We start from the raw sequence: 20,300 nt of genomic DNA on the forward strand, positions 1-20,300 counted from the left end.
CGCGCGTTTTAACTCGGGGCACAAAAAATGGGCAGCATCCGCAATTGAGGGCAAAACGGGCATGACTCGGGGCATTGCGTTCGAGTCGATTCCTTGCCTCTCTTCGTATTCTTTCTTCTTCTTTTTCAATGAATTAGAGAGAGAAGAGAAAGGGGCGACGGCGGCCGGCGCAAAAATTGAACTAGGGGCAAAATCACCCCGAATGGGGGCAAACGTGATGCCACACGGGGCGGGTGTCTTCTCAACAATCAATGACTTACAAGCGAAGAGGCCCAGAATCCCCGAGTTTTCTGCGCTGCCTGCCGGTTCCCTGTGGAAAAACGGGCCCGCGCGGCCCCGCTCCCTCAAGGGCGGCGTTGTTGCCCGGCCGTTTCGACTCGCGGGGGGTACGGGGGGAAGCGGACAGCACCGCGGCCGCGTGACGACGTGCGCCGATTGCTGCGCGCATCGGCGCACGCACCGGAAACCCGAATGCAGGGCCGCTGCGCGGCCGGAAAGAATGAGGGAAGGGGTACGGCCGCAGGGCGGCCGCATCAGCTGAGAGGGCGTCACGCTGCGGCCCCTTGCAGTGCGTCGGTGGCCAGGTCTTCCCGGATGGATACGTGCAGGCCGAACGCGGCCAGGCGTTCGAGCGAGATCGGCGTGAGGTAGCGCACGCGGCGCGTGTAGATCCGGCGCTCAACCTCCTTGTCGCCGACGATGACGCCGGCGTGCTTGAGCTGTGCCTTGAATACGCGATCGGATTTCACGGGCAGGCCGTTCCATTTGTCGCGCAGCGCGCTTGTGTGGGCGATGTGGTCCATCACGTGGCCGGTGTTGATGAGCAGGCAGAACTCGCCGTCGACGGTGTCGAAGGTGTACGGGTGCTTGTAGTTGCCGCAGTCCATTTCCGACAGCGCGGTTTCCATGATCCAGACCCACGGCTCGCGGTCGGCGCTCGTCTCGGCGATGTGGCCGTTCATTTCGGCGAGCAGGTCGCGTGGGAAGTCGCCTTCGCTCGGGTCCATGCCGGCGAACTCGCACAGGTAGCGCCAGGCGAGCGCGACGGCCGCGTAGTTGCCGGCCATGCGCTTGGCGCCGTCGTCCTCGCCACTCGCGCGGCAGTTGGCCAGCGCCTTGTCGCGCAGCGTCGCGTAGTGGTCGGCCACGGCGCGCTTGTCCAGGCCGGCGAGGAATTCGAGCCACTGCCGAACCGGGAAGCGCGGCAGATCGTCCGGCATCAGCGGGCCGCGCTTGCCAGTCAGCGTCGTGCGCACGAGCTTGCCGAGCAGGCTGCGCACGGGCACGTCTTCGCCGGCCAGCATCACGGGCGCGCACAACAGATATTCGGTCATGTCGGTGCCGCGACGTGTCACGGTGTATTGGTAGTTCTCCTGCAGCAGGCCGACCGCCTTGTCGATCACGTCCTGCCGGCGCGCGGACAGCTCTTCCCATCCGACCGGGTGGCTCGTGTGGCTGATGCTGGTCAGCAGGCGGAACTCGGTCTGCAGTGACTGCCCGGAGAACATCGTGAACGCGAGCGAGCGTTCAAGCCGCTTGATGAGCGTCGACTTACCGGCGCCCTTGTTCGCCTGGATCGTGATGTGCGGCCAGAAGCCGAGCAGTGCCTTCAGGTGGCCGCCGAGCGCCCACACGAGCGGGATCGTCGCCGCGTTCTGCTTGAACGTCGCCTGGTACGCGGCGATCACGCGGCGCGCGTCGCTGGCCGGGCCGGTCGGGAAGGTCAGGTTGTGATACGGGCACTGCTTGTCGGCTTCCGTGAAATAGCAGTCCGGCCCCTCGTTGACGATCAGGCGGCCGTCGCGCCAGGCGAGCCCGACGAAGTTCGCCGCCTGGCGCGCGCCGAGGTCGGCGCCGCGCTCCAGGATGTTCACCATGCGCTTGAACGGCGCCGGCGCCCAGATCGGGCCGAACTTGCCCCACTGGTCGACGTTGTGGAGCTGGTCGTCGAGCATGACGCGGCGCACGAGCTGCGCGCCGTGGCGCGGCGCCTGGACCGACACGGCGAAATAGACGGTGGGCGCCTGGTCGGCGTCGCCCGTCATCGTCGACGTCGCGCTCGCCACGGACACGCGGCTGATGCCGGCGATGCGGAAGCCGCACAGGTCAGTCATGACGGGCGTCTCGACGCCGCTTTCCTCGTTCTTGTCCATCTTCGTGATGTAGCTGGTGAAGTCCGGCCGAACGCGGAAACGCCAGTACTGCGCGAAGTCGTGCGACGGCAGGAAGATGCGCGGCCGGCCGCGACGCGTGGCGTCGCCGGCGAGGCCGGCGATGAGCCACGGCTCGAGCTGGTCGAGTGCGCGCTGCAGATCGGCCGGGCCGCGCAGTTGCAGATAGTCGTTCACGTCGTTGATCGGCTTGACGGCCTTCTCGCAGTCCGCGAGGTCGGCAAACCAATTCGCCTGGTCAACGAGCACGGCACTGATGTTCAGCGCCGTGAGCCGTTCGTAGAGCGCCCAGGCAGCTTCCGGCCCAGGGCGGCGGCCGGCGCGCGGGTGGCCGTCCGCGAACGGCTCGTCGTTGTCCAGGCAGATCACGACCTGTTTGCCGCGCAGGAACGCGAAGTCGATGCCGTCGACGTTCGCCAGGCCGCGCAGCGCGAGCGCGGCGGCACCAGGCATCGCGCAGGTGTCGATCGACAGCGCGTTGATCGCGCTTTCGACGATGAACACGCGCTTCGCCTTGTCGAGCCGGCGAGGATCGGCGGTCCAGCCGTAACCAGCTTTGTCGCCCTGGGTTTGCGTCTTGACGCCGCCGTTGAGCGCCGGATCGACATAGCGCATGTCGACGGCAACGACGCGGCCGTCGCCAGGCGCGCGCACGATGAACGCGGCGGCCGGGCCGGCGTGACCCACTTCGCCGGCCGCGACCTTCGAGCTGGTCCACGTGTTGAAGCCGAGCGAGCGCGCGGCGATCGCCGCGTCGATCGCGGCTGCGGAAATACCGCGGCCAGCGAGGTATTCGCGCACCTGGTCGCGCTCCGCGAAGCATCGATCGGCGATGTATTCGACGGTCGTTTTCTCTCGGCGCTCGGCCGGCGCCTGGCGGTCGAGCGGAATACCGTACGCGTCGTGCAGGTAGCGCACCGCATCGGCGACCGTGCCGCCGCGCGCGTGAATGACCAGGTCGATACACGAGCCGCCGACGTCGGCGCTGTGGTCGCGCCAGCCAGTGCCGTGCTTCGGGTGGTTCACGTAGATCGACAGGGACGGGCTCTTGTCGTCGTGCTGCGGCGAGTGGTACAGCGCGCGGTCGCCGCCGCGACCGCGCTTCAAGCCGAGGCGATCGGCGAGGTCGTGCAGGTCGATGCGTTGTTTCAGTTCGTCGATCGAGGCCATCGTTATTGCTGTTGCTGTTGATGCAGGGAGAGGGCGGCAGGGTTGCCGGGTGTCGCGGGGCTGTCGACGAGCGCACGGAGCGCGCCGGCGGACGCAGGGAAGGCAAGCGCCAGACGATCGCCGAGAACGCTGACGAACAGCGCGAGCACCGCGACGCGCTGCAGGCCGCCGGGTTCATGGTCGAAGCGAAGGGCGTCGGCGGCCGCCGCGATGGAAGCCGCGAGTGCGGCATCGTGAGGGGTAGTCGTGCGCGTCATGCTGCTGCACCTCCGAGGATGTCGTGATGGTTCTGCTGCAGGCGTTGAACGGCGTGCTGCAGCTCGTAGCGCGAGGTCATCGCCTGGTCGAGCGTGGCGCGCAGGCGGTCGCGGTTGCGATCGACGTTCGTCGTCGCGTTGGCACGCGCCGCGTCGTGCGTCACGCCGTGGCCGATGCGGATGCCCGAGGCGAGGTGGGTGACGACCCACTTTTCTGGATGGCCGTCGCGCAGGTGCGGCTCGACGTGGATGCCGAACGTGGCGCCGGCGTCGTTCGGGATGACGACGTGATCGCCGGCGACGGTGCGCAGGCCGGCCGGCGTCAGCAGCTCGTAGCGGATGGTGGGCTCGTTCGTCATCGTGTCAGCCCCGCGGCGGAACGGACCATGCCAGGGCCGCGACCAGGACGACCATCGCGACGACGCCGATCGCAAAAGCGATCGGCCGGGCAGGCCGAACGTCGAACAGGCGCAGCACGTCGGCGGCCAGGTAGTAGACGCCGGTGAGGGACAGGGAAAGCATCAGCAGCACGCCGATGCTGAAAACGTAGGGCTTCATGGTGTGGTTCCAGGCAAGTGCGCCGGCGGCCGGCGCGGATGGGTCAGTCGAAGTCGTTCGCGGCGCGGCGTTTCCCGTCAACGGCCGGCATCTCGACCACGGGCTCGCGATCGCGCCACACGTTCGCCGTGCACTCGAAGGCGTGACGGGCGGCCGGGCACAGGGCGTCGAAATTGCCGACCATGCGCAGGCGGCGCCACATCGCGCGCAGGTCGACGTCGGTGAGGGGCGCACGCATCGGATCAGTGCAGAACGATGGGCGTCAGGACGGGCATGCCGGCATCGGCGTCCCAATGACAGCCCAATGCGTAGCCGAGTCGGCGGGCGGTGCCGACGAACACGAACGGATCGATGTCGGCGCACCACAGTGCGCGCAGGTATTCGCGGCGCTTATCGAGCGACAGGCGGGCCGGATCGAACGGCATAACGACGGCGGCGGAAGCGAGGGTGGCCATGCTGATCTCCTTTTTTCGGGCAAAAAAAGCCCCTCGCGCCGCACAGGCACGATGCGAGGGAAAACAGGGGAAGGGGTTAGGTCGCTAGACGGGCAGTTCGAGCTGCTCGACAAGACGCTCGCGCACGTTCGGTGAGAGCGGCAGATGTAGCGACAGATTGGGGGTCGCGGACGGCGACAAGGTGCGGGCGAACTCCATGTTCACGATGTACGTGTGGCCGCACTCGACGTTGTTGCACTGGAAGGTGACTTCCCGGAAGGTCTGGGACATTTCGCGACTGCTGCGCGCGGTCGCGCGCGTGCGGCAGTGCGGGCAGCGGTTCAAGATTCGCATGTCGGCTTACTCCGGACGAGGTACAAGGCGCGACCGCGGCCGTTCATCTGCTTGGCGGTGCGGCGAAGGCGGCGCTTGGCGAGCCACTCGACTGTCGCTTCCAGGGAGGGCAGGTCGTGCAAGGTGCGCACGCGTTCCAGCACGTCGCGGTCGGCGTCCGAGAGGGCAATTTCCGTGCTGGTTTCGGGCATCGGTGGAGCTACTCATTGTTGGCGGTTCGGTGCCTTCGTTCAGGCGCCGGCGCGGTCCAGAATCGAGGTGTTGCGCTCGGCGAGTACAGCGGTCGCTTCGCGCATCACGATGTCGCGGATTAGCACGGCGAGCTGCTCGCCCTGGTAGTTCGCGAGCGCCGTGAGAACGGCCTGCTCGTAGTCATCGAAGCGGACGGTGTGCTTGTTGTTGCGGATGCGCTTGGGATCGGGATACATGCAGGCTCCTCAATTCACGAGCGGGCGGAACGGGAACGGGGGATGACGCGAAGTTGGCTCGCGCCGATGCGGATCAGCTCGCGCGCCATGCTGGAAATCGAGCGATTGCGCTGCACAGCGAGCTGTTCGAGCTCGTCGCGTTCGGTAGACGTGAGTCGGACGTAGACGGGCTTGTCCGACAGGGTGCCGCGTGGTGATCGGCGCGGGCCTTTGGCGGTGGTCATGGTCGGTATACTTTGATAGTTAGCCTTGCGTTACGGTTAGGCTAGTGTAATGGACACAAAAGTACACGTCAACAAAAATGGGTACAAATGGAAACTGTCGGTAAGCGCCTGCGTGAAGAGCGGCTGCGCATTGGTTTGAGCCAGGACGAGTTCGCCGCGATCGGCCAACTAGGGCGGAAGACATTGGCGTTCTACGAATCGGACGAAAGAGCGCCCGATACCAGCTTTCTTTTGGCACTGCGCTCGATTGGCGTCGACATCGTCTACGTGCTGACCGGCGAGAGATTGGAGATGGGGCGCCAGAGCGATGAGCGGCCAGAAACTGATGCAGAGGAGGCCGAACTCGTCGCCATATATCGGCAACTCAACGAAACAGGCAAAGCGACCCTGCAGTCGTTCATTGGTAGCGTTCTAAATCAGGCCGTGATGCTCAAGACTGGCGCGCCGCAGCGAGCTAAGCGGCTGCCGGAAAACCGGCGCGCAGCACTCGACGAACGCATGGCGGAGAACGTCGATCGTGCGATGGCGGAAATCGAACGCTTGCGCGCCGACCGGGCTGCCAAGGGCGGCAAGAAGTAGTCCAGGCGCGTCGTCGCGCGCCAGCCATTCTTCACACGAACACTGTATATCCATCCAGTATTGGGTTAGCATCCTGAAAGCCGGCGATGCTGGCGACGTGGGGTATTCCGAGGCAACCGCGTCGTGTTGAGTGCCGCCGGTCCGTGAACGTGTTTGTGAGGGACCAGAAGAATGAGCATCGACATGAAGCACAACAACCGCACGATCGGCGTATTGATGGCTGCTGACCGTCAGGTGAACACGCGCTGCCGAGGAATGGGCGGGGGACGATATCGTTTGGACCTGACCGGATGTCAGCGTGATGACCCGCGTGCTGCCATTGACGATGCCATGCAGTCGGTTGGCCAAGTGCTCGAAGTCGTACTTCAGGTGATGGGAGACCTGCGTACCGCCAGGGACGCTTTGACGCAGTCCTATCAGGATTCAGGAAAGGCTGGGAAGGCAGGCTGAGATTCTGCAACGCAGGCGAGGGTGTGCTACCTTCGACGCCTTCAATTTCCTAACAAAAACCAAGGATCAGAAATGGCCTGTTTCGGGGGACGCCGCGCGCGCGGCGCGTCTTTTGTTGCTCTCATTGCGTTGTCCGCTGCGCCGGGCGTTTTTGCTGCAGGTGACTATCGAATCGCCGTGAGCACTGACGAGTCGCGTTATCTAGCTGACCAAGGCTGTCTAGACGAGAGCGAATGTTACGGGCCGAAGCGCTTCCAACGCGATATCTTCAAACGGTACCCGGATGTTGCCCGAATCGGATATAAGCCCCTTCCCGTGGATGCCGACGACCGCGACACGGTGGCACTCAGGAAAGAGCAGTTTTACCAAGGACTCTATTTCGCAAAGCAAATAAAGCTTGCAAACGGGCAAAGCTTGTTTGATTTCATGCGCTCATGCAGCCGTGGCTTCACATCGCTTGATGGGGCAGAAGTGGGTTACGACGCAAACACGAAGGCGTCATACTTCGACTTGCGATATTTCCCGACGCTACGCCGAATCGATACGGGCGAGCCGGTGGAACTGCAGATTCTCTTCGAGCGTCGCGGCGACAAGCTGATTGCCGGAAGTGCATTCTTCACGTCGAACGCACTCCGCGATCCGGATTTTCTGAAGCGACACCGAGTGGCCTGTTGGAACAACAAATAGCGCTCGACTAACAGCTATTTTCCACGGCGGAAATGCGACCGGTGCCGGTCGGTCGTTGGATCATCACGCATTTCGAGGTCGAGCCCGGTCGTGAATCCGCCGTCACTGTCGATGGTGTGCGTCGCCTTCTTCACCAGCCACGCGGTGTCGTCGATTTCGGGCTTGAAGCCCGACAGCGTGACTGGCATTTCCGGGAACAGGTCGGCGCGGCCGCGCGCGAGCGAATAGCGCATCGTCGCCTGGCTGCGTTGCATGCGCTTGAACTCGGCTTGCGCCGCGGCTCGCGCTTCGGCTTCGTTCGCATAGTCCTCCGGCAGGACCTTCACATTCTTGTTGTTTTCCCCGCCGACAATCACCGACTTCCGCTTCGCCTTGCCGTTCGAATGGTAATGCGCGCGCACGGCCGAATAGTTCTCGCGTTCGGACACGTGGTACGCGTGTTGGTCGCCGCTCGCGCGCGTCAGGTTCAACACCTGGAACGACTTCCCGCTGACGGTCTTGCCGGTGCCAATCGGCGTGAAGAGCAACCGCAAATCCTTGACGTTCATCACGGCGTCGTAGCGCTTCGCCAGGCGCGTCAGAAACGACATGTCGCTTTCGTGTGTCTGGTCGATATGCGCGATCACGATCTTCGCCAGCGTGTCGGCGACGGCGGGCGTCAGCTTGTAGCGGCCGGCAATCGCGCGCACGATCGAGCCGATCGTCTGCTTGTGCCAGCTCTTCTCACGACGCTCCTGCATGCCGTTCGACATCGAGGCCGAGCGTGCGCGCACGGTCAGCGTGTCGGGTGCGCCGCTATGTTCGAACTCGGTCACGACGAACGTGCCCTTGTCGACGAGCTGCTCGCCGGCCCAGCCGATCGATACCTTGATTTCGTCGCCGCGCTTGGGCAGCGCCAGATCGCCGCGCGAGTCGTCGAGCACCAGGTCGACCGTATCCGCATCATCAGAGCGCGATTCCGTGAGGGTCAGCGATTCGAGCCGCGGCAGGAACCGCCGCGAGATGTCGCGGCCGCCGAGCGTGATGCGGTAGTCGGCCATCGGCTCGACACGTTCGAGCCGATACACGGCAGCGTTCGAGTGTTCGGTCGCGCGCGTCGTCATGCCTTCGGCTCCGCGTTCGCTGCATCATCGGCTTCCGCATCATCGACAAGCGCTGCATCCTGGTCGATGCGAAGCGCGTCGTCGTCGACGCATTCGAGCGTCAACGTGAATTCGATCCTGCGCGCCGTGCCTTCACGGGTGAAGTAACGTCGCGTCTCGTCGAGGCCCACGATGAGGTACGCGCCGTAGACGGTCCCGAGACCGTCGACCAACACGTACGCTTCGCCGATGTTCGCCATCTGCACGAGCTGGTCGAGCGACGCGCTCGTGCCGATTTGATCCGGCGCGATGAGGCCGTCGAGCGTGATGACATCGTCGCCCTGGCCGGTGTACTGGCGAGCATCGCGCGCGCCGATACGCGACTTCTTCGGATGCTTCCAGTTCCGGCGGCGCTTCAGCTCGTGGAAGGGGGCGGTAGTCAGGCTGAACACGAATTGATCCAGCGACAGCAACATGGGACAGATCCTCCGTGAATGTCAGTCGGACAGGCGCGAGCCGGCGCGCGCACGCTGCGCGCGTTCGCGCCGATCCAGCTCGGCGGTCACGGCGCGTGCGATCGCGCGCGGATCGTCGCCGGCCTGCGGGTAGATGTTGATGATGATCGACGCGGGAGCGGCGGCCGATGCAGACGACGCTGCGGCCGGACCCGATGCCGCGATCGGCGGCCGCCGATCGATTGGCACGAGCGGTGCGGCCGTCGACAGCGCGGGTGTACCGAACCCGGTTACGGCAGCCGTCGCGAGCCCGAGCGCCGCGCGCGCGACGCTCGGCGCTTCGCCCGCCATGCCGAGCGCCGCCCCCTCGCCGACGAAACCGCCCAGCTCGGCGAACACGCGACTCGGGCTGTGAATCCCGAGCTTCTCCTTGAACCACGTCACGGTCGAGTTCGCGACGTTCGTGATGGCTTCCTTCACCGCGCCCAGGCCGTTCGTGATGCCGTTGACCAGGCCGGAAATCAGATTGGCCCCGAATTCGGCCATCTTCTCGGCAACCTTGGCGGCCACGACGATGATGTTCGCGAGCCATTCGCCAAAGCCCCGGCCCGCGTTGCTGGCCTTGTCCAGACTTTCCTTGCTCGCGTCTACCGGCCCCAGGAGACGGGAAATCCAGTCCCACACGCCCTTGACTGCATCCATCAGCCAGTTGAACGCAGGCTTGAGCGGCTCGAACATCGCGCCGAGTACGCCGAATACGCGGCTGAAAATCGGCGCGAGCGGTTGCAGCCCATTGGTCAAGCCCTGCCAGAAGCCGGCGAAGAACGCCTTGATCGGCTCCCAATATCGAATGATGAGCAGCGCGGCTAGCGCGATCCCGGTGATGACGAGGCCGACCGGGTTCATGAGCGCGATGCGGCCGACGAACATCAGCATTTGCGCGAGCCCGCCCAGCGCGGCGCCGACGCCGTTGATTGCGCCGACCGCACCGCCCCTGATGAGACCGCCTGCACCCTTGAGCGCATCGACCGACATCCCGGCGACGCCGCGGCGGCCGGCGTACTGCCGGGCGGCGGTCCAGCGCGAGGCGACGGCCGCGCGCGACGCGGCCGCCTGAGCGGCGACAGCGCGCCACACCTGGGCGGTGTATTGCCGAGCGGCGACCAGGCCGTTTTTCATCGACGAGGCGGCCGCGCGGCCCCACTGCGCGACGGTCGACACGGCAGCTCGGCCGGCGGCCGGAATGCCTTCGCGCAGCGTCCGCGCGTAGCCGCGCAACGTCGCCCAGGCCGCGCGCGGAGACGAAGCCGACCAGGCTGCGGCCAGTGCGGTGCGCATGCGCGCGGCGGTTCCGGGCGCGGCGTTGCCGACGACCGAGAACCGGGACGCCGCACCGGACAACCGGCCGAAGCCTGCGGCGCTTGCGCCGAGCGTGCGCGCCAGGAACCCGCCCTGGATGCCGAGCGTCGCCATGCTGAATCGGACGAGCGCGAGCGGCCCGAGGATGCCCGCGAGTACGATCGTGAACGTTCCCATCACGACGAGCAGCGCGGCGAACGCGGCGAGCACGGACAGGATGACCTTCGCCGCGGCGCCGTGGCGCTGGATCAGGCCGATGAGGCCGCTGAGAATCTCGCGCGTCTTGTCGAGCGCCGCGTTGTACAGGGGGGCGATGCGCTCGCCGATCTCGCGGCGCAAGTCGCGACCCTTCGCGAGCAGGTCGTTCTCCTTGCCCTGGGTTTGCAGCGCGCCAAGTTTCGCCGCGTCGTCGATGCCGTACGCGCCGCGGTTGAGCTTTTCGTTCTTGTGAATCTGGTCCCGCTGCATGTACATGGTCGAGAACAGGTTCGCGGCCGTCCGGTTGGTGAAGATCGTCGAAATCATGTCTTTCACCTTGTCCGGATCGGTGATGCCCTTCTTCGCCATCTGCGGGAGCAACACCTTTTCCAGCCATTCGAGCGGCGACGCCTTGAACAGATCACCGCCGAGCAGCGCGCCCGGCTTGATCCGCTTGATCATCCCGATTTTGTTGTATTCGACGTTCTTCTTGTCGACCAGGCCGAGATTCATCATCTCCTGCGCCGCGCGCACGGTCGTCTTGCCCTGGTAGACGTTGCTGTACGCTGACATGAGGCCGGTGCCGACGCCATGGCCGCCCATTTCCTGAATCAACGGCTCCATCTGGTAATAGAACGCGTCCTGGCGCATCTGCTTTGCCGCGACGCCGCCGGTCTGGATGAAGTTGCGCCACTCGTCGCCGCCGACGCGACCGCCGGTCGCCGACAGCACTTTCTGCACCATGTTCGCTTCGTTCTTGAACGTCGCTTCGTCTTTCGTGCCGCCGCGCAGCTCGATCACCTTCAGCATGTTCATGAACTTCTCTTCGTTCGCGTGCGCGTCCTCCGCGCCGAACAGCGCTTCGTTGGCGAACTTCATTTTCGCGAGCGTCGGCATGACCATCTGCGCGTGATGCTCGTCCGCGAAGATCGACAACGCGTCGCGCATCAGCGTCATGTTGTCGGACGTGCTGACACCCATCATGTTCATCGCGCGCACGTACTTCTCGGCGTCTTGCGTCGCATGGTCGCCGAGGCCGAGCGCCGTGATGCGCGCGCGCTCGTTGGTCATTTTCTTGGCTTCGTCGAGCGTGCCGCCGAGGCCGCCGAGCATCCGCATGCCGGTCGAGCGAGCGGCGTAGCCGCCGATCGCCATCCCGCCGGCGACGCCCTGCATCGCCTGCATCTTGCCGCGCGCCGCGGCGAGCTTTCGATCGCGTTCAGTCAGTGCTTCGAGCTGGCGCGTCTGTGCCTGCATCGTGGCCGTTGTCGACGCGATGTTCGAGCGCAGCGAGCGCTCGTGCTGCGCGAGGTTGCGCGTCTCGATGCCGGCCTGCGCGAGACGGCCGCGCATCTCGTCGACGGCGGCCGCCTGCTTCTTCTGCTCGGCGCGCAGGCGCGACGCCGCCTGACGCGCGCGCGCCATATCGGCGACCATCTGCTTCGTGGGTGGGCCGAACGCGTGCAGCGAGCCGGCGAGCGCCTTCACGTTGGATTGCGCCGCGCCGAGCTTCTTCGTGGTGTCGGCGAGCCCGGCACGCATTTCGCGGAACGAGGCAACGGCCTTCTGTTGCTTGCCGAGTTCGGCAAGCTCGCCGCGCGTCGCCTTCAACGACTGCGCGAGCCCCTTGTTGCTGTTCAGCATGTTTCGCAAGGGCTTCGTCCAGTTGTCGACCATGTCGAACATGACGCGCAGTTTCAGTGCGTTGTCCATCGTTACTCGTGTCCGCTTCGTATCCGGGCGCGCTCGCGCCAATCCATCAGTTCGGTCAATGTGAAGGCGTCCATCATCGGTGGTGTCCAGCCAGTGAAAACCGCCGCGATGTCGGCCATCGCATCCTCTACGCGTTCGGGGATTCCATGCCCGCTTTCAGCGCCTTCGGCATCAAAAAACCGGCGAAGATACCTCCCAATGCAACGAGGTCGGCCGGGTCCATCAACGTGACATCCATCTCGGTCAGCGTTGGCGTGCTGATGCGCGGCAACACCTTGCGCAGCGCGTCCACGTCGAGGTTCACGAGCGCCGCGAGCGACGTGCCGCGCAGGGCGCCGGCGGACGGCTTCGCGAGCGTCACGTGCGTGATGGTCTGTTCGCCGCGCACGATCGGCGTGTCGAAGGTGTGCGTGTTGGCCGTGATTGCGTCGAGTACGGCGCCGCCGGTGGGGGTGTTGTCGGTGTCGATGGTCGTCATGTTGCGTGTCCTGATGATGATCTATAGGGGGATGCCCGCGGCAGGCGCGGGCGGGTGAGAACAAGCGGCTACAGGCCGATCGCCTGGCGCAGACCCGCGAGCAGGTCGTTGCCGTTGATCTTCTCGATCATGTTGATGAAATCCATCTCGATCAGATCCTGGCCGTTGATGGACAGCTTGTAGTAGCTGGCCGCCGTCGTGACCTTGAAATCGGTGTCTTCCTTCGGCTTGGCCGTGCCCATGTCGATTTCCTTGTGGCGGCCGCGCACGACGATTTCGACTGAATCGTAGGTCTTCGAATCCTCGCGCTGGTAGCCGCCCGAGAAACGGAGCTGCACGCCGTCGTGCGTGGTGATGCCGTACATGCGAATGACATCCTCCATGAAGCCGCCGCACGTCCATTCGAGCTGGATAGCCTCCTGGCCGAAGTCGATCGGGATCGGGCCACTCATGCCGCCGCCCTGGTAGTCCTCCATCTTTCGCGACAGCTTCGGGAGCTGGATTTCCTTCGTCTCGCCGACGAAGTTGGTGCCGTTGTGAAACAGGTTGAAGCCTTTCAGCTTGCGGGGCATACCCATGTGTGTGACTCCTGGTTAGGCCGACACGCGCGAGGCGAAATCGGCGAGATAGCGATCGGTGATGCGCTGGCGAAGCTTCAGGTTTTCGAGCGGCGGGACCGGCGTGTAGTCGTAGTCGATCCACGTGCCGCCCGACGTCAGCTCGTCGGTCGTGTTCGGCTCCGGGTCGTACCAGGCGCCGCCGCCGATCAGTTCGCCGACCGAGACTTCGCGGCGGAACCACGCGTTGATGTTCTCGATGATGTCGCGCGCGAGCGACGGGTTGAGCGGCCCGTCGACGACGCCCATCTGCGCTTCGGCAATCGTGTCGGCGATCACCTGCGCGGAACGCGTGTAGTTCTCGAAGAAGAACTTGCCGTCCGCGTCGCAGGTGCGCGAGCCCCAGAAGCGGAAGCCGTTCCGGTTGACGAGCGTGGTGACCTGGTTCTCGTTGAGATAGCCAGCGTCCGTCGCCGGGTCTTGCAAATCCCACGACACGTCCGCGCTGATGCCAGTCACGCCGTTGACGACGACGTTCGACAGCGTCTTGTGCCAGCCGATGTCGTTGTCGATCTTCGCGCGCAGGCCCGCCGCGATCGCCGGCGCCGGGATGGTGACGGCCGAGTTCGTTACGTCGTCCCAGCCGAGCCAATCCGGCCAGATCACCATGATTTCGCGCTGGCCGAACTGCTTGCGGTACGCGACCGCCTCTTCCTTCGTCTTGCAGCCGTGCGCGGCGACGTACACCATCGCGCGCAGCGACTGCGCGACGGTCGCGAATGCCGCGGCGACGGGCTGCGTGTCGAGGCCGGGCGCGACCAGGATGCGCGGCTTCACGGCGAGCTTCCCCTGCGCGGCCAGCAGCGCCTTCATGCCGGTGTATTTGCCGTCCGGCGTGACGGTGCCGATGACATTCGAGGTGGTCTCGGCTTCGTCCTTTCCTTCCGCGACGCGCACGACGACGGTGACGGGCTTCGTCTGCTTGCCGATCGCGTCGAGCGTGCGGCGCAGCGTGCCCTTCGTGCCGGCGCGGCCGACTGCGGCGATGACGTTCGTCAGCAGCACCGGCGTGTCGAGCGGGAACATCGTCGGGTCAGCGTCGGCGCCGGTGCAGACGATGCCGAGCACGGCCGTGGAGACCGTGCGAATCGGCCGGCCGCCTTCGTTGATTTCGATGACGCGTACGCCGTGGTGGTAATCCTGCGGCATGGTGTGCAGCTCCTATAGGTATACAGGTGAGAGGAAACGGGGGAACCCGTTGTCAGGTTGATGCGACGGGGGCCGTTTGTTGCGGTTCGATCGGCTCGCCCGGCGCAACGTATGGCGCGGGCGTCGCGGGCCACGCCACGGCGTCCGGAAACGTGTCGGCGTTGATCGCGGACACGAGCGCCATCTGGTACGCGGACCAGGCTTTGAAGTAGTAGGTGCCTTCGTCGTCGAGCAGGCCGGCGGCGTACGCGTCAGCTTTGCCCGCGTTCGCGCGGCGCGCGATGTCCATCCGCCGTTCGAATTCGGCCATTGCTGCGTCGCGCTTTTCGCGCGCGATCAGCTCGGGCGGCACCGTCCATGCACCGTCGATCCACGCATGACGCGGCGACGGTCGTGGCTCGGTCGTCAGTTCCAGATCGTCGGGTGTCTTGCCCGCGATCGCAATTTCGACGGGCTCGCCGGTGTCGGTGCGGTAGCAGACGCGTCCGCGGAAGTCCGGCAGCAGGAACCAAGCGCCGTCGCGATAGAACGGCCAGGTGGTCGGCGTGCGCGGCGGCGGCGCATCGATCGTCGCGGACGACGGAATGAGCCAGCGGCCGTTATTGCGCGGATCGGCGTCGGGCTGGCTGCTGGTCAGGTATTCGCCGGTCGACGGGCTGTAGTGGTGAATCAGCATGTTTCGAGGTCCGTAAGTTAGTAGGCGCGGATCATGGCGAGCAATGCGATGTTGCGCGGCCGCGCTTCGCTGCCGCCGTCCGCGTTGACGGTGATGCCGTGGCTGTGCCGACCGGCCCCGCCGATGCCGACGTTGTGGCCGTGGTTGCCTGCACCTTCCGTGTCGAATTGGTGGTTGTGATTGCCGGCTGGGCTGGTGAGGAACCATTTGTTGTCCCAGTCTTCCGTCGATGCCCCGAATCGGTTGTTCTCCCCATCAGTTCCCCACGGCGGAACAAACGATCGATCGTTTTGCCCGAATGGGACGATGTGCTGGTGGTCACCACTACTGGTGGTCCACCCGTGATGACCGTGCCAGCCTTGCGAATCCGTCCATGCCGAGTGCGCGTGATCGCCGACTTCGGATGCGCTTGCACCGTGCGCGTGCGAACGGTTCTGGTCACCTTGGTACGAGCCGATGGCGCGCTGCGGATCGATGTCGTCGCGGCCGTCCGCCCAACATCGGATGAACTCGCCGCGCATCTCGGGCAGGCGGAACGTCGACGCGCCGTCACCAGTCGAGAAGCAACCCCAGCGGCCGTTCATCCATTCGGCTTCGGACACGAGTGAGCCGCTCGCCTGGGCGTAGGCCCACAGCGCCGGATAGTCGGCGCGATTCACGAGGACGCCGTTGGCTTTCAGGAAGCCGGCACGCGCCAGCGTGCGGGGTTCGAAGACAATCTGGCCGACAGTCACGGTCGAAATTGCGGACAGCACCCATTCCGTCGTCGCCAGGCGCGTCGAGCGATCGCCCTGCGGCGGCGTCGGCCCTTGTACCGGCCTTTCGAAATTCGTACCGGTCGGAGTGAACGCCACCTGGGGGAGAGAATTGCACGTGATCCCGAACGATCCATCGCCGATGTGATAAAGCCCCGTATCCGGCGCTCCGTCGTTTTGGAACGTGAGCGAAGGAGAACCGGCACTACCTTCCGATAGGAAAATGCGCTTGCCTGGATCGAACCACACGTCCGCGGCCATCGTTCCGCCCTTCAGTCGATCGAGCGGCGTCACGTTGCCCGAGTGCCAGACGGGATTACCGTCAATGCGGAAGGTGCGATCGGCGATGTAATACTGGAACGCGCCCTGCGTCGGTGTCCACCATCCGTAGGTGTCTTTGTTCGAATAGAGGAAGCCATCGACGGGGCCGAGGCGAATTTCCCCCTGGTTCAGGCGGGTGCCGACCCACAGATTGCCGGCCACATTGGCATTACCGCCAAAGTCGACTCCCGCGCCGGTGCCGTCGATACTGACCTTGCCCGTATCGAGTGCCCACGAGAACGGACGCAGTGAATTCCATGATCCGTCCGGGTTGCCTTTGGCCGTCGTCAGAAACCAGGCGCGGTCGTCGTCGTTGCGCAGAATCACGCCGTAGTTCGACGCGCTTGCTCTGAACTGGGCTCCGCCGTTGTCGGTTCCTGCACTCTTGACGCCGGCCGAGGACGTGACCCTACCTTTGACCTGCACGGCATTCAAACCGTCGTCGTCGATATCGCCGACGACCAGGCGCTTCGCGAGCGAAAAGACCTGCGTGCTGCGGTCGACGCGAAACGCTGGGAACTGCGTGACGCCATCGTCGGCGAACGCGTTCAATCCGAAGTTGTTGCCGGCATTTCCGCCGGTGGCAGCGCCATCTCGCTTGAACAGAGACCAGCGAATCTTCCCGCCATCGGCAAAGAACAGCGTCGAGAAACTGCCGGCCCCGCCGTCGATCGAAACGGCCTTCGAATAGCTGGTGCCTTCGGTGACGGTATTGCCACCGACGAGCAGCCGTGAGCCGCCGTCGTCGTTCTTCACGTCGCCGATGAGAACGCGGCCGCCGTAGGTGATGCGCACGGCCCGCGCCTGGTTGGCGTCGGTCTGCGCGTCGTTGCCGGTCTTGTTAAGCCAGATATCGAGGTACTCGCGCCCCCACACACCACCGTCGAACCCGGAACGGAGGGTCGCGATCAGACGTGTGCCGGTGTCGACGGCGTTGCCGCCAAACGTGCCGTACAGGCGAACGCGACCCTCGCGGCCGGTCTTGCCGGACGGTGGGCGAATCGTGACGTGCGCAGCGTCCGGACCCGCGTCGAACTCCGCGACGACGGGGCCGGTGAATTTCGCGCCAGTCAGCGCGGCGTACCGGGCTGCGGCAGTCTTCGGCGTGATGGCGCGCGAGTCGTCCGCGCCCGCGTCGACTTCGGCCTGCGTGGCGAGTTCTACGACGCCCTTGCGTTCGGTCGTCGCCGGCGGGTTCAGAAACGTGGCCGGGCCGAACTGAAGCTGCGCCGCGTCGATCGAAGCGAACACGATATCGCTCGCGAGCAGCAACATGGCGGCCGGCGACTTTTCAAGAATGGGCGTGCTCTGCACGTAGACGCCGAACAGCACGCTGTTGTCCAGGTACAGGCCGAACGCGTACAACGTGTACTGGTCGTTCGTGTCGTCCTGGATGACGACGTGCACGGTGTCCGGCGCGACGTTTTCGCCGCCGAACGTCGTCACGCGCTTGCGCTCGTTCGGCAGGGTCTTCATGCCCTTGTCAAAGGTGAACGCCGCGGTGCCGAGACCGATTTCGGTGACGCGGCGGGCGACGGTGCCGGTATTGCCTGCTGCGACGAGCGCTGCGCGGCCGGCGTCGGTGATTTGGATGAGGTTTCCAGCCATGTTCAGGTATCCGAGAGGGACAGGCGGCAATAGACCGCGGCGCGCACTCCGGCGCCGACGCGCTGCGAGCCGGTCGCACCAAAGCCCTGCTTGAAGATGTAGTGCGCGGTACCGCGCTTCGCGCGATCGACTTCCGCGCGGATGTCTGCGACGTACTCGGCGGTCGCGGGCACGCCGTCGCGGCTACCGACCGTCAGCACGATTTCGAATGTGCCGGCCTTGCCGCGCGGCGTCATCTCGAACCACTCGCGCATCGCCACGTTCGCGCCGAACGACGCGCAGACCTGGCGCACGGCTTCGGCCGTGCCCTTGATCCGGGCGATGCGGATCGCGGTTTTCACGCGTGCGCGCTTGACCTGCTCGGGCCAGTAGTCCTTCCAGGTCTCGACGCCGACGTGCCAGGCGAGCCACGGCAGGAACACCAGCGGGATCGCGTCCGGGTCCATCAGCGTGCCGATGTCGACCGGGATGCCGCTGATACGCGCGTTGGTCTCGGCGAGCCGCCGCTCGAGCGCGGTCGCGTTCGGCGGCAGCAATGAGGGCATCGGCTTATTCATCCGCGACCCCGCCGTCGATCAGCTCGATTTCCGTGCAGTACGGCGCCTGCTCGCCCGTTACGGCGACACCGCCGGCCGGCGAGTCGAGCAATACCTTCTGCACGCCCGGCACGCGCATCGCCGCGTGCAGGCCGTCGACGGTCACTTCCATGCCGATGCGGTGCATGTCGGCGGCGAACTTCGCCGTGCGCTTGTTCGCTTCCGCGAGCGCGACGGCGCGATCCGGGCCGGAGAAGAAGCGCAGCGTCGAGCGGATCGCATAGCGCACGATCTTCGCGCTCTGCACGATCACTTCGTCGGTCTGCGGCCGCTTGCCCTCCAGATTCTTCTTCACGATCTTGATCAGCTCGTCGCTCGCCGTGCCGTCACCTTCACGCGACAGGATCGTGACGACCATCACGCACGGCTCCGGGCTGAACGCAGCGGCAGACAGCACGCGGCCATCGGCCGAACGCGCATGGAACACGTACGCCTCTTCAGGACCGGCGACGGAGAAACCGCGCGGCGCGAGCTGCACGCGCTCGCGCAGGCTGTCGTCGTCTTCGTAGACCGGATCGACACCGTTTTCAGGATCGCCGGCCGAGATGACCAGGCGCTCTACATCGAAGAGGGCGGCAATGTGTGCGAGCGTCGTGCCGCGTGCATACGCGAGCAGGATGCTCCGCGCCTTGTCGTTGATGAGCTGGCGCAGCAGCACTTCGCGGTAAGCGTTCTCCTGCAACGATCGCGTCAGCGGTTCGGATTCGAGCGCGAGCGTCGCGGCGATCTCGGCCCGTTGGTCGGCCGGGTACAGGGAAATGAGCCGCGCCTGGCGTTCAGCAAAAACCGTTTCGAAGTCGAGCGGGTCGACGATATCGGGTGCCGGCAGTTGCGACAGGTCGATCGGGGTCGTTCTCATGCGCCGACTCCGTTCGACACGGGCACGCGCAGCGATACAGGTTCGTCGCGCTCGTCGGTCCATCCTTCGATGTCGACGAGCTGGTGACCGGCGAACGCCTCGTCGGCACCCGCCACGAGCTGCACGCGCGTGACGGTCAGACGCGGCTCCCAGCGCATCAGCGCGGTAGCGGCGGCCGCATACAGGCGAATGCGCGTCGCGCCATTGGTCGGCGCGTCGATCAGGTCGGGCAGTTCCGAACCGAACGAGCGGCGCTGGATGCACGAGCCGAGCGGGGTCGTCAGAATCCGGCCGACCGACTGCGACAGGTGGTCGATGCCCGAAATCACCCGACCGGTGACCGCGTTCATACCCTTCATGCGCCACCCCGGATCGGCTTCGACGTAACGGCGAACTCGCCCTGCGCCTGGTGCGGGTGATTGATGAGGCTGACGCCGCCGGCGAGCACGTCGCCGGTGAAGTCGGCGCTACCGTCGATCTTCATCACGGCGCCGCCGTCGCCGCCCTTGCCGGTCATGCCGGATTCGAACGCGAACGGACCTTTCACGGTCAGCGATTTCGTCACGGTCGCGTCACCGTCGAGCAGGATGTTTTCGGCGTGTACCGTCGCATCCTTCGTTTGCACGACGACGGCGCCCGGTGCAACAACGCGCACGGTCGCGCCGGCCGGCAGCTCGGCCGTCAGCGCGTGCGCCGCATGGTCGTAGCTGACGCACGCGCCGTCCGCGTAGACGCGAGTGTGGGTGTTCGGGGAGTTGTCCGGCGCGGGCGCGGCGTCCGAGTAGATACCGCGCAGTGCGACGGCCTGCGCGAAGTCGCCCATCGGGCCGAGCAGCACGACCTGTTCGCCCTTCGTCGGCGGAAGCCATTCGCGTGTGCCGCCGGCCGCCGGCGTGAGCCAGGGAATCCAGTTGGTTTGCAGGCCGTCGTCGGCGGATTCGCCGACCGCGACGCGACAGAGGCCCGTGCCGTAGTCGACGTCGAGAATTGAGCCCTTGCGCACGGCGTTGCGTGCCTGCCGTTGAATTTCGTTCGCATCCATGCCGACCATGTTGCCGGTCGCCCTCGCGTGACGCGAGCGAATGCAAATGTCGTGCTCGCGGGTACAGCATGCTCGTCGCG

Annotated in this window: 26 protein-coding genes; 3 read left to right on the plus strand and 23 right to left on the minus strand. The window is 65.4% G+C overall.

Annotation, left to right across the window (positions count from 1 at the left end):
* Nucleotides 1-548 precede the first annotated feature (548 nt).
* The 10 genes from KU887_RS00825 to KU887_RS00870 form a co-directional block, all read right to left on the minus strand.
* Complete coding sequence (locus KU887_RS00825; RefSeq protein ID WP_258251985.1) at nucleotides 549-3,341, minus strand: toprim domain-containing protein; 2,793 nt, start codon at nucleotides 3,339-3,341, stop codon at nucleotides 549-551.
* A 2-nt stretch (nucleotides 3,342-3,343) separates the two neighbouring features.
* On the minus strand, nucleotides 3,344-3,598 hold the full coding sequence (locus KU887_RS00830; RefSeq protein ID WP_258251987.1) for a hypothetical protein: 255 nt from the start codon (nucleotides 3,596-3,598) through the stop codon (nucleotides 3,344-3,346).
* The gene (locus KU887_RS00835; RefSeq protein ID WP_059882258.1) at nucleotides 3,595-3,957 is read right to left on the minus strand and encodes a hypothetical protein; all 363 of its coding nucleotides are present in this window, start codon (nucleotides 3,955-3,957) and stop codon (nucleotides 3,595-3,597) included. Before KU887_RS00835 ends, KU887_RS00830 begins: the two co-directional genes overlap by 4 nt.
* 4 nt (nucleotides 3,958-3,961) lie before the next feature.
* Nucleotides 3,962-4,156, minus strand: a complete 195-nt coding sequence (locus KU887_RS00840; RefSeq protein WP_258251993.1) for a hypothetical protein — start codon at nucleotides 4,154-4,156, stop codon at nucleotides 3,962-3,964.
* Between the two features lie 43 nt (nucleotides 4,157-4,199).
* Entirely contained in the window at nucleotides 4,200-4,394 is a 195-nt protein-coding gene (locus tag KU887_RS00845) for a hypothetical protein (RefSeq protein ID WP_258251994.1), read from the minus strand.
* Nucleotides 4,395-4,398: 4 nt separating this feature from the next.
* On the minus strand, nucleotides 4,399-4,611 hold the full coding sequence (locus tag KU887_RS00850) for a hypothetical protein (protein ID WP_258251996.1): 213 nt from the start codon (nucleotides 4,609-4,611) through the stop codon (nucleotides 4,399-4,401).
* 84 nt (nucleotides 4,612-4,695) lie between these two features.
* The gene (locus KU887_RS00855) at nucleotides 4,696-4,944 is read right to left on the minus strand and encodes an ogr/Delta-like zinc finger family protein (RefSeq protein WP_059882251.1); all 249 of its coding nucleotides are present in this window, start codon (nucleotides 4,942-4,944) and stop codon (nucleotides 4,696-4,698) included.
* Nucleotides 4,932-5,135 carry a hypothetical protein gene (locus KU887_RS00860; protein ID WP_059882249.1) on the minus strand — a complete coding sequence of 68 codons (204 nt, stop codon included), beginning with the start codon at nucleotides 5,133-5,135 and terminating at the stop codon, nucleotides 4,932-4,934. Before KU887_RS00860 ends, KU887_RS00855 begins: the two co-directional genes overlap by 13 nt.
* Before the next feature lie 39 nt (nucleotides 5,136-5,174).
* A complete protein-coding gene (locus KU887_RS00865) occupies nucleotides 5,175-5,372 on the minus strand; it encodes a hypothetical protein (RefSeq protein WP_059882247.1) in 198 nt (65 codons plus the stop codon).
* A 14-nt stretch (nucleotides 5,373-5,386) separates the two neighbouring features.
* Nucleotides 5,387-5,596, minus strand: a complete 210-nt coding sequence (locus KU887_RS00870; protein WP_081069778.1) for a hypothetical protein — start codon at nucleotides 5,594-5,596, stop codon at nucleotides 5,387-5,389.
* 87 nt (nucleotides 5,597-5,683) lie between these two features.
* On the opposite strand from KU887_RS00870, the gene KU887_RS00875 reads away from it, so the two are divergent.
* From KU887_RS00875 to KU887_RS00885, 3 genes are all read left to right on the plus strand, one after another.
* A complete protein-coding gene (locus KU887_RS00875) occupies nucleotides 5,684-6,175 on the plus strand; it encodes a helix-turn-helix domain-containing protein (RefSeq protein ID WP_212268132.1) in 492 nt (163 codons plus the stop codon).
* 183 nt (nucleotides 6,176-6,358) lie between these two features.
* Nucleotides 6,359-6,625: a hypothetical protein gene (locus tag KU887_RS00880; RefSeq protein WP_249214489.1), complete on the plus strand. Its 267-nt coding sequence runs from the start codon at nucleotides 6,359-6,361 to the stop codon at nucleotides 6,623-6,625.
* A gap of 72 nt (nucleotides 6,626-6,697) precedes the next feature.
* The gene (locus tag KU887_RS00885; RefSeq protein WP_249214490.1) at nucleotides 6,698-7,312 is read left to right on the plus strand and encodes a hypothetical protein; all 615 of its coding nucleotides are present in this window, start codon (nucleotides 6,698-6,700) and stop codon (nucleotides 7,310-7,312) included.
* A 14-nt stretch (nucleotides 7,313-7,326) separates the two neighbouring features.
* Here the strand turns inward: KU887_RS00885 and KU887_RS00890 are convergent, their stop codons facing one another.
* The 13 genes from KU887_RS00890 to KU887_RS00950 all read right to left on the minus strand — a co-directional run bounded on the left by KU887_RS00890 (nucleotide 7,327) and on the right by KU887_RS00950 (nucleotide 20,220).
* Nucleotides 7,327-8,415: a phage late control D family protein gene (locus tag KU887_RS00890; RefSeq protein WP_212268135.1), complete on the minus strand. Its 1,089-nt coding sequence runs from the start codon at nucleotides 8,413-8,415 to the stop codon at nucleotides 7,327-7,329.
* On the minus strand, nucleotides 8,412-8,870 hold the full coding sequence (locus KU887_RS00895) for a phage tail protein (protein WP_212268137.1): 459 nt from the start codon (nucleotides 8,868-8,870) through the stop codon (nucleotides 8,412-8,414). The genes KU887_RS00890 and KU887_RS00895 overlap by 4 nt, the downstream gene beginning before the upstream one ends.
* A gap of 21 nt (nucleotides 8,871-8,891) precedes the next feature.
* Nucleotides 8,892-12,119: a hypothetical protein gene (locus KU887_RS00900; protein WP_258255514.1), complete on the minus strand. Its 3,228-nt coding sequence runs from the start codon at nucleotides 12,117-12,119 to the stop codon at nucleotides 8,892-8,894.
* Nucleotides 12,120-12,121: 2 nt separating this feature from the next.
* On the minus strand, nucleotides 12,122-12,238 hold the full coding sequence (locus KU887_RS00905; RefSeq protein ID WP_174524923.1) for a GpE family phage tail protein: 117 nt from the start codon (nucleotides 12,236-12,238) through the stop codon (nucleotides 12,122-12,124).
* A gap of 8 nt (nucleotides 12,239-12,246) precedes the next feature.
* Nucleotides 12,247-12,597 (minus strand): phage tail assembly protein, encoded by a 351-nt coding sequence (locus tag KU887_RS00910; protein WP_258252020.1) that lies wholly within the window; start codon nucleotides 12,595-12,597, stop codon nucleotides 12,247-12,249.
* 68 nt (nucleotides 12,598-12,665) lie between these two features.
* Nucleotides 12,666-13,175: a phage major tail tube protein gene (locus KU887_RS00915; RefSeq protein WP_059882236.1), complete on the minus strand. Its 510-nt coding sequence runs from the start codon at nucleotides 13,173-13,175 to the stop codon at nucleotides 12,666-12,668.
* Between the two features lie 15 nt (nucleotides 13,176-13,190).
* A complete protein-coding gene (locus tag KU887_RS00920; RefSeq protein ID WP_258252024.1) occupies nucleotides 13,191-14,363 on the minus strand; it encodes a phage tail sheath protein in 1,173 nt (390 codons plus the stop codon).
* Between the two features lie 52 nt (nucleotides 14,364-14,415).
* On the minus strand, nucleotides 14,416-15,039 hold the full coding sequence (locus KU887_RS00925; RefSeq protein WP_258252026.1) for a tail fiber assembly protein: 624 nt from the start codon (nucleotides 15,037-15,039) through the stop codon (nucleotides 14,416-14,418).
* A 17-nt stretch (nucleotides 15,040-15,056) separates the two neighbouring features.
* Entirely contained in the window at nucleotides 15,057-17,723 is a 2,667-nt protein-coding gene (locus KU887_RS00930; protein WP_258252028.1) for a phage tail protein, read from the minus strand.
* A 2-nt stretch (nucleotides 17,724-17,725) separates the two neighbouring features.
* Nucleotides 17,726-18,280, minus strand: coding sequence for a phage tail protein I (locus KU887_RS00935; protein WP_258252029.1), 555 nt, complete (start codon nucleotides 18,278-18,280; stop codon nucleotides 17,726-17,728).
* Nucleotides 18,273-19,178: a baseplate J/gp47 family protein gene (locus KU887_RS00940; protein WP_258252032.1), complete on the minus strand. Its 906-nt coding sequence runs from the start codon at nucleotides 19,176-19,178 to the stop codon at nucleotides 18,273-18,275. Before KU887_RS00940 ends, KU887_RS00935 begins: the two co-directional genes overlap by 8 nt.
* Nucleotides 19,175-19,537 (minus strand): GPW/gp25 family protein, encoded by a 363-nt coding sequence (locus KU887_RS00945; RefSeq protein ID WP_258252034.1) that lies wholly within the window; start codon nucleotides 19,535-19,537, stop codon nucleotides 19,175-19,177. Before KU887_RS00945 ends, KU887_RS00940 begins: the two co-directional genes overlap by 4 nt.
* Nucleotides 19,534-20,220, minus strand: coding sequence for a phage baseplate assembly protein V (locus tag KU887_RS00950; RefSeq protein WP_258252036.1), 687 nt, complete (start codon nucleotides 20,218-20,220; stop codon nucleotides 19,534-19,536). The genes KU887_RS00945 and KU887_RS00950 overlap by 4 nt, the downstream gene beginning before the upstream one ends.
* Nucleotides 20,221-20,300 lie beyond the last annotated feature (80 nt).

The sequence above is a fragment of the Burkholderia sp. EMB26 genome, assembly GCF_024730645.1.
Taxonomy (GTDB): domain Bacteria; phylum Pseudomonadota; class Gammaproteobacteria; order Burkholderiales; family Burkholderiaceae; genus Burkholderia; species Burkholderia cenocepacia.

Coding starts and splice junctions, on each gene's coding strand:
- KU887_RS00825 (WP_258251985.1), bottom strand. CDS start 3,341: ATGGCCTCGATCGACGAACTGAAACAACGCATCGACCTGCACGACCTC.
- KU887_RS00830 (WP_258251987.1), bottom strand. CDS start 3,598: ATGACGCGCACGACTACCCCTCACGATGCCGCACTCGCGGCTTCCATC.
- KU887_RS00835 (WP_059882258.1), bottom strand. CDS start 3,957: ATGACGAACGAGCCCACCATCCGCTACGAGCTGCTGACGCCGGCCGGC.
- KU887_RS00840 (WP_258251993.1), bottom strand. CDS start 4,156: ATGAAGCCCTACGTTTTCAGCATCGGCGTGCTGCTGATGCTTTCCCTG.
- KU887_RS00845 (WP_258251994.1), bottom strand. CDS start 4,394: ATGCGTGCGCCCCTCACCGACGTCGACCTGCGCGCGATGTGGCGCCGC.
- KU887_RS00850 (WP_258251996.1), bottom strand. CDS start 4,611: ATGGCCACCCTCGCTTCCGCCGCCGTCGTTATGCCGTTCGATCCGGCC.
- KU887_RS00855 (WP_059882251.1), bottom strand. CDS start 4,944: ATGCGAATCTTGAACCGCTGCCCGCACTGCCGCACGCGCGCGACCGCG.
- KU887_RS00860 (WP_059882249.1), bottom strand. CDS start 5,135: ATGCCCGAAACCAGCACGGAAATTGCCCTCTCGGACGCCGACCGCGAC.
- KU887_RS00865 (WP_059882247.1), bottom strand. CDS start 5,372: ATGTATCCCGATCCCAAGCGCATCCGCAACAACAAGCACACCGTCCGC.
- KU887_RS00870 (WP_081069778.1), bottom strand. CDS start 5,596: ATGACCACCGCCAAAGGCCCGCGCCGATCACCACGCGGCACCCTGTCG.
- KU887_RS00875 (WP_212268132.1), top strand. CDS start 5,684: ATGGAAACTGTCGGTAAGCGCCTGCGTGAAGAGCGGCTGCGCATTGGT.
- KU887_RS00880 (WP_249214489.1), top strand. CDS start 6,359: ATGAAGCACAACAACCGCACGATCGGCGTATTGATGGCTGCTGACCGT.
- KU887_RS00885 (WP_249214490.1), top strand. CDS start 6,698: ATGGCCTGTTTCGGGGGACGCCGCGCGCGCGGCGCGTCTTTTGTTGCT.
- KU887_RS00890 (WP_212268135.1), bottom strand. CDS start 8,415: ATGACGACGCGCGCGACCGAACACTCGAACGCTGCCGTGTATCGGCTC.
- KU887_RS00895 (WP_212268137.1), bottom strand. CDS start 8,870: ATGTTGCTGTCGCTGGATCAATTCGTGTTCAGCCTGACTACCGCCCCC.
- KU887_RS00900 (WP_258255514.1), bottom strand. CDS start 12,119: ATGGACAACGCACTGAAACTGCGCGTCATGTTCGACATGGTCGACAAC.
- KU887_RS00905 (WP_174524923.1), bottom strand. CDS start 12,238: ATGGCCGACATCGCGGCGGTTTTCACTGGCTGGACACCACCGATGATG.
- KU887_RS00910 (WP_258252020.1), bottom strand. CDS start 12,597: ATGACGACCATCGACACCGACAACACCCCCACCGGCGGCGCCGTACTC.
- KU887_RS00915 (WP_059882236.1), bottom strand. CDS start 13,175: ATGGGTATGCCCCGCAAGCTGAAAGGCTTCAACCTGTTTCACAACGGC.
- KU887_RS00920 (WP_258252024.1), bottom strand. CDS start 14,363: ATGCCGCAGGATTACCACCACGGCGTACGCGTCATCGAAATCAACGAA.
- KU887_RS00925 (WP_258252026.1), bottom strand. CDS start 15,039: ATGCTGATTCACCACTACAGCCCGTCGACCGGCGAATACCTGACCAGC.
- KU887_RS00930 (WP_258252028.1), bottom strand. CDS start 17,723: ATGGCTGGAAACCTCATCCAAATCACCGACGCCGGCCGCGCAGCGCTC.
- KU887_RS00935 (WP_258252029.1), bottom strand. CDS start 18,280: ATGAATAAGCCGATGCCCTCATTGCTGCCGCCGAACGCGACCGCGCTC.
- KU887_RS00940 (WP_258252032.1), bottom strand. CDS start 19,178: ATGAGAACGACCCCGATCGACCTGTCGCAACTGCCGGCACCCGATATC.
- KU887_RS00945 (WP_258252034.1), bottom strand. CDS start 19,537: ATGAAGGGTATGAACGCGGTCACCGGTCGGGTGATTTCGGGCATCGAC.
- KU887_RS00950 (WP_258252036.1), bottom strand. CDS start 20,220: ATGGATGCGAACGAAATTCAACGGCAGGCACGCAACGCCGTGCGCAAG.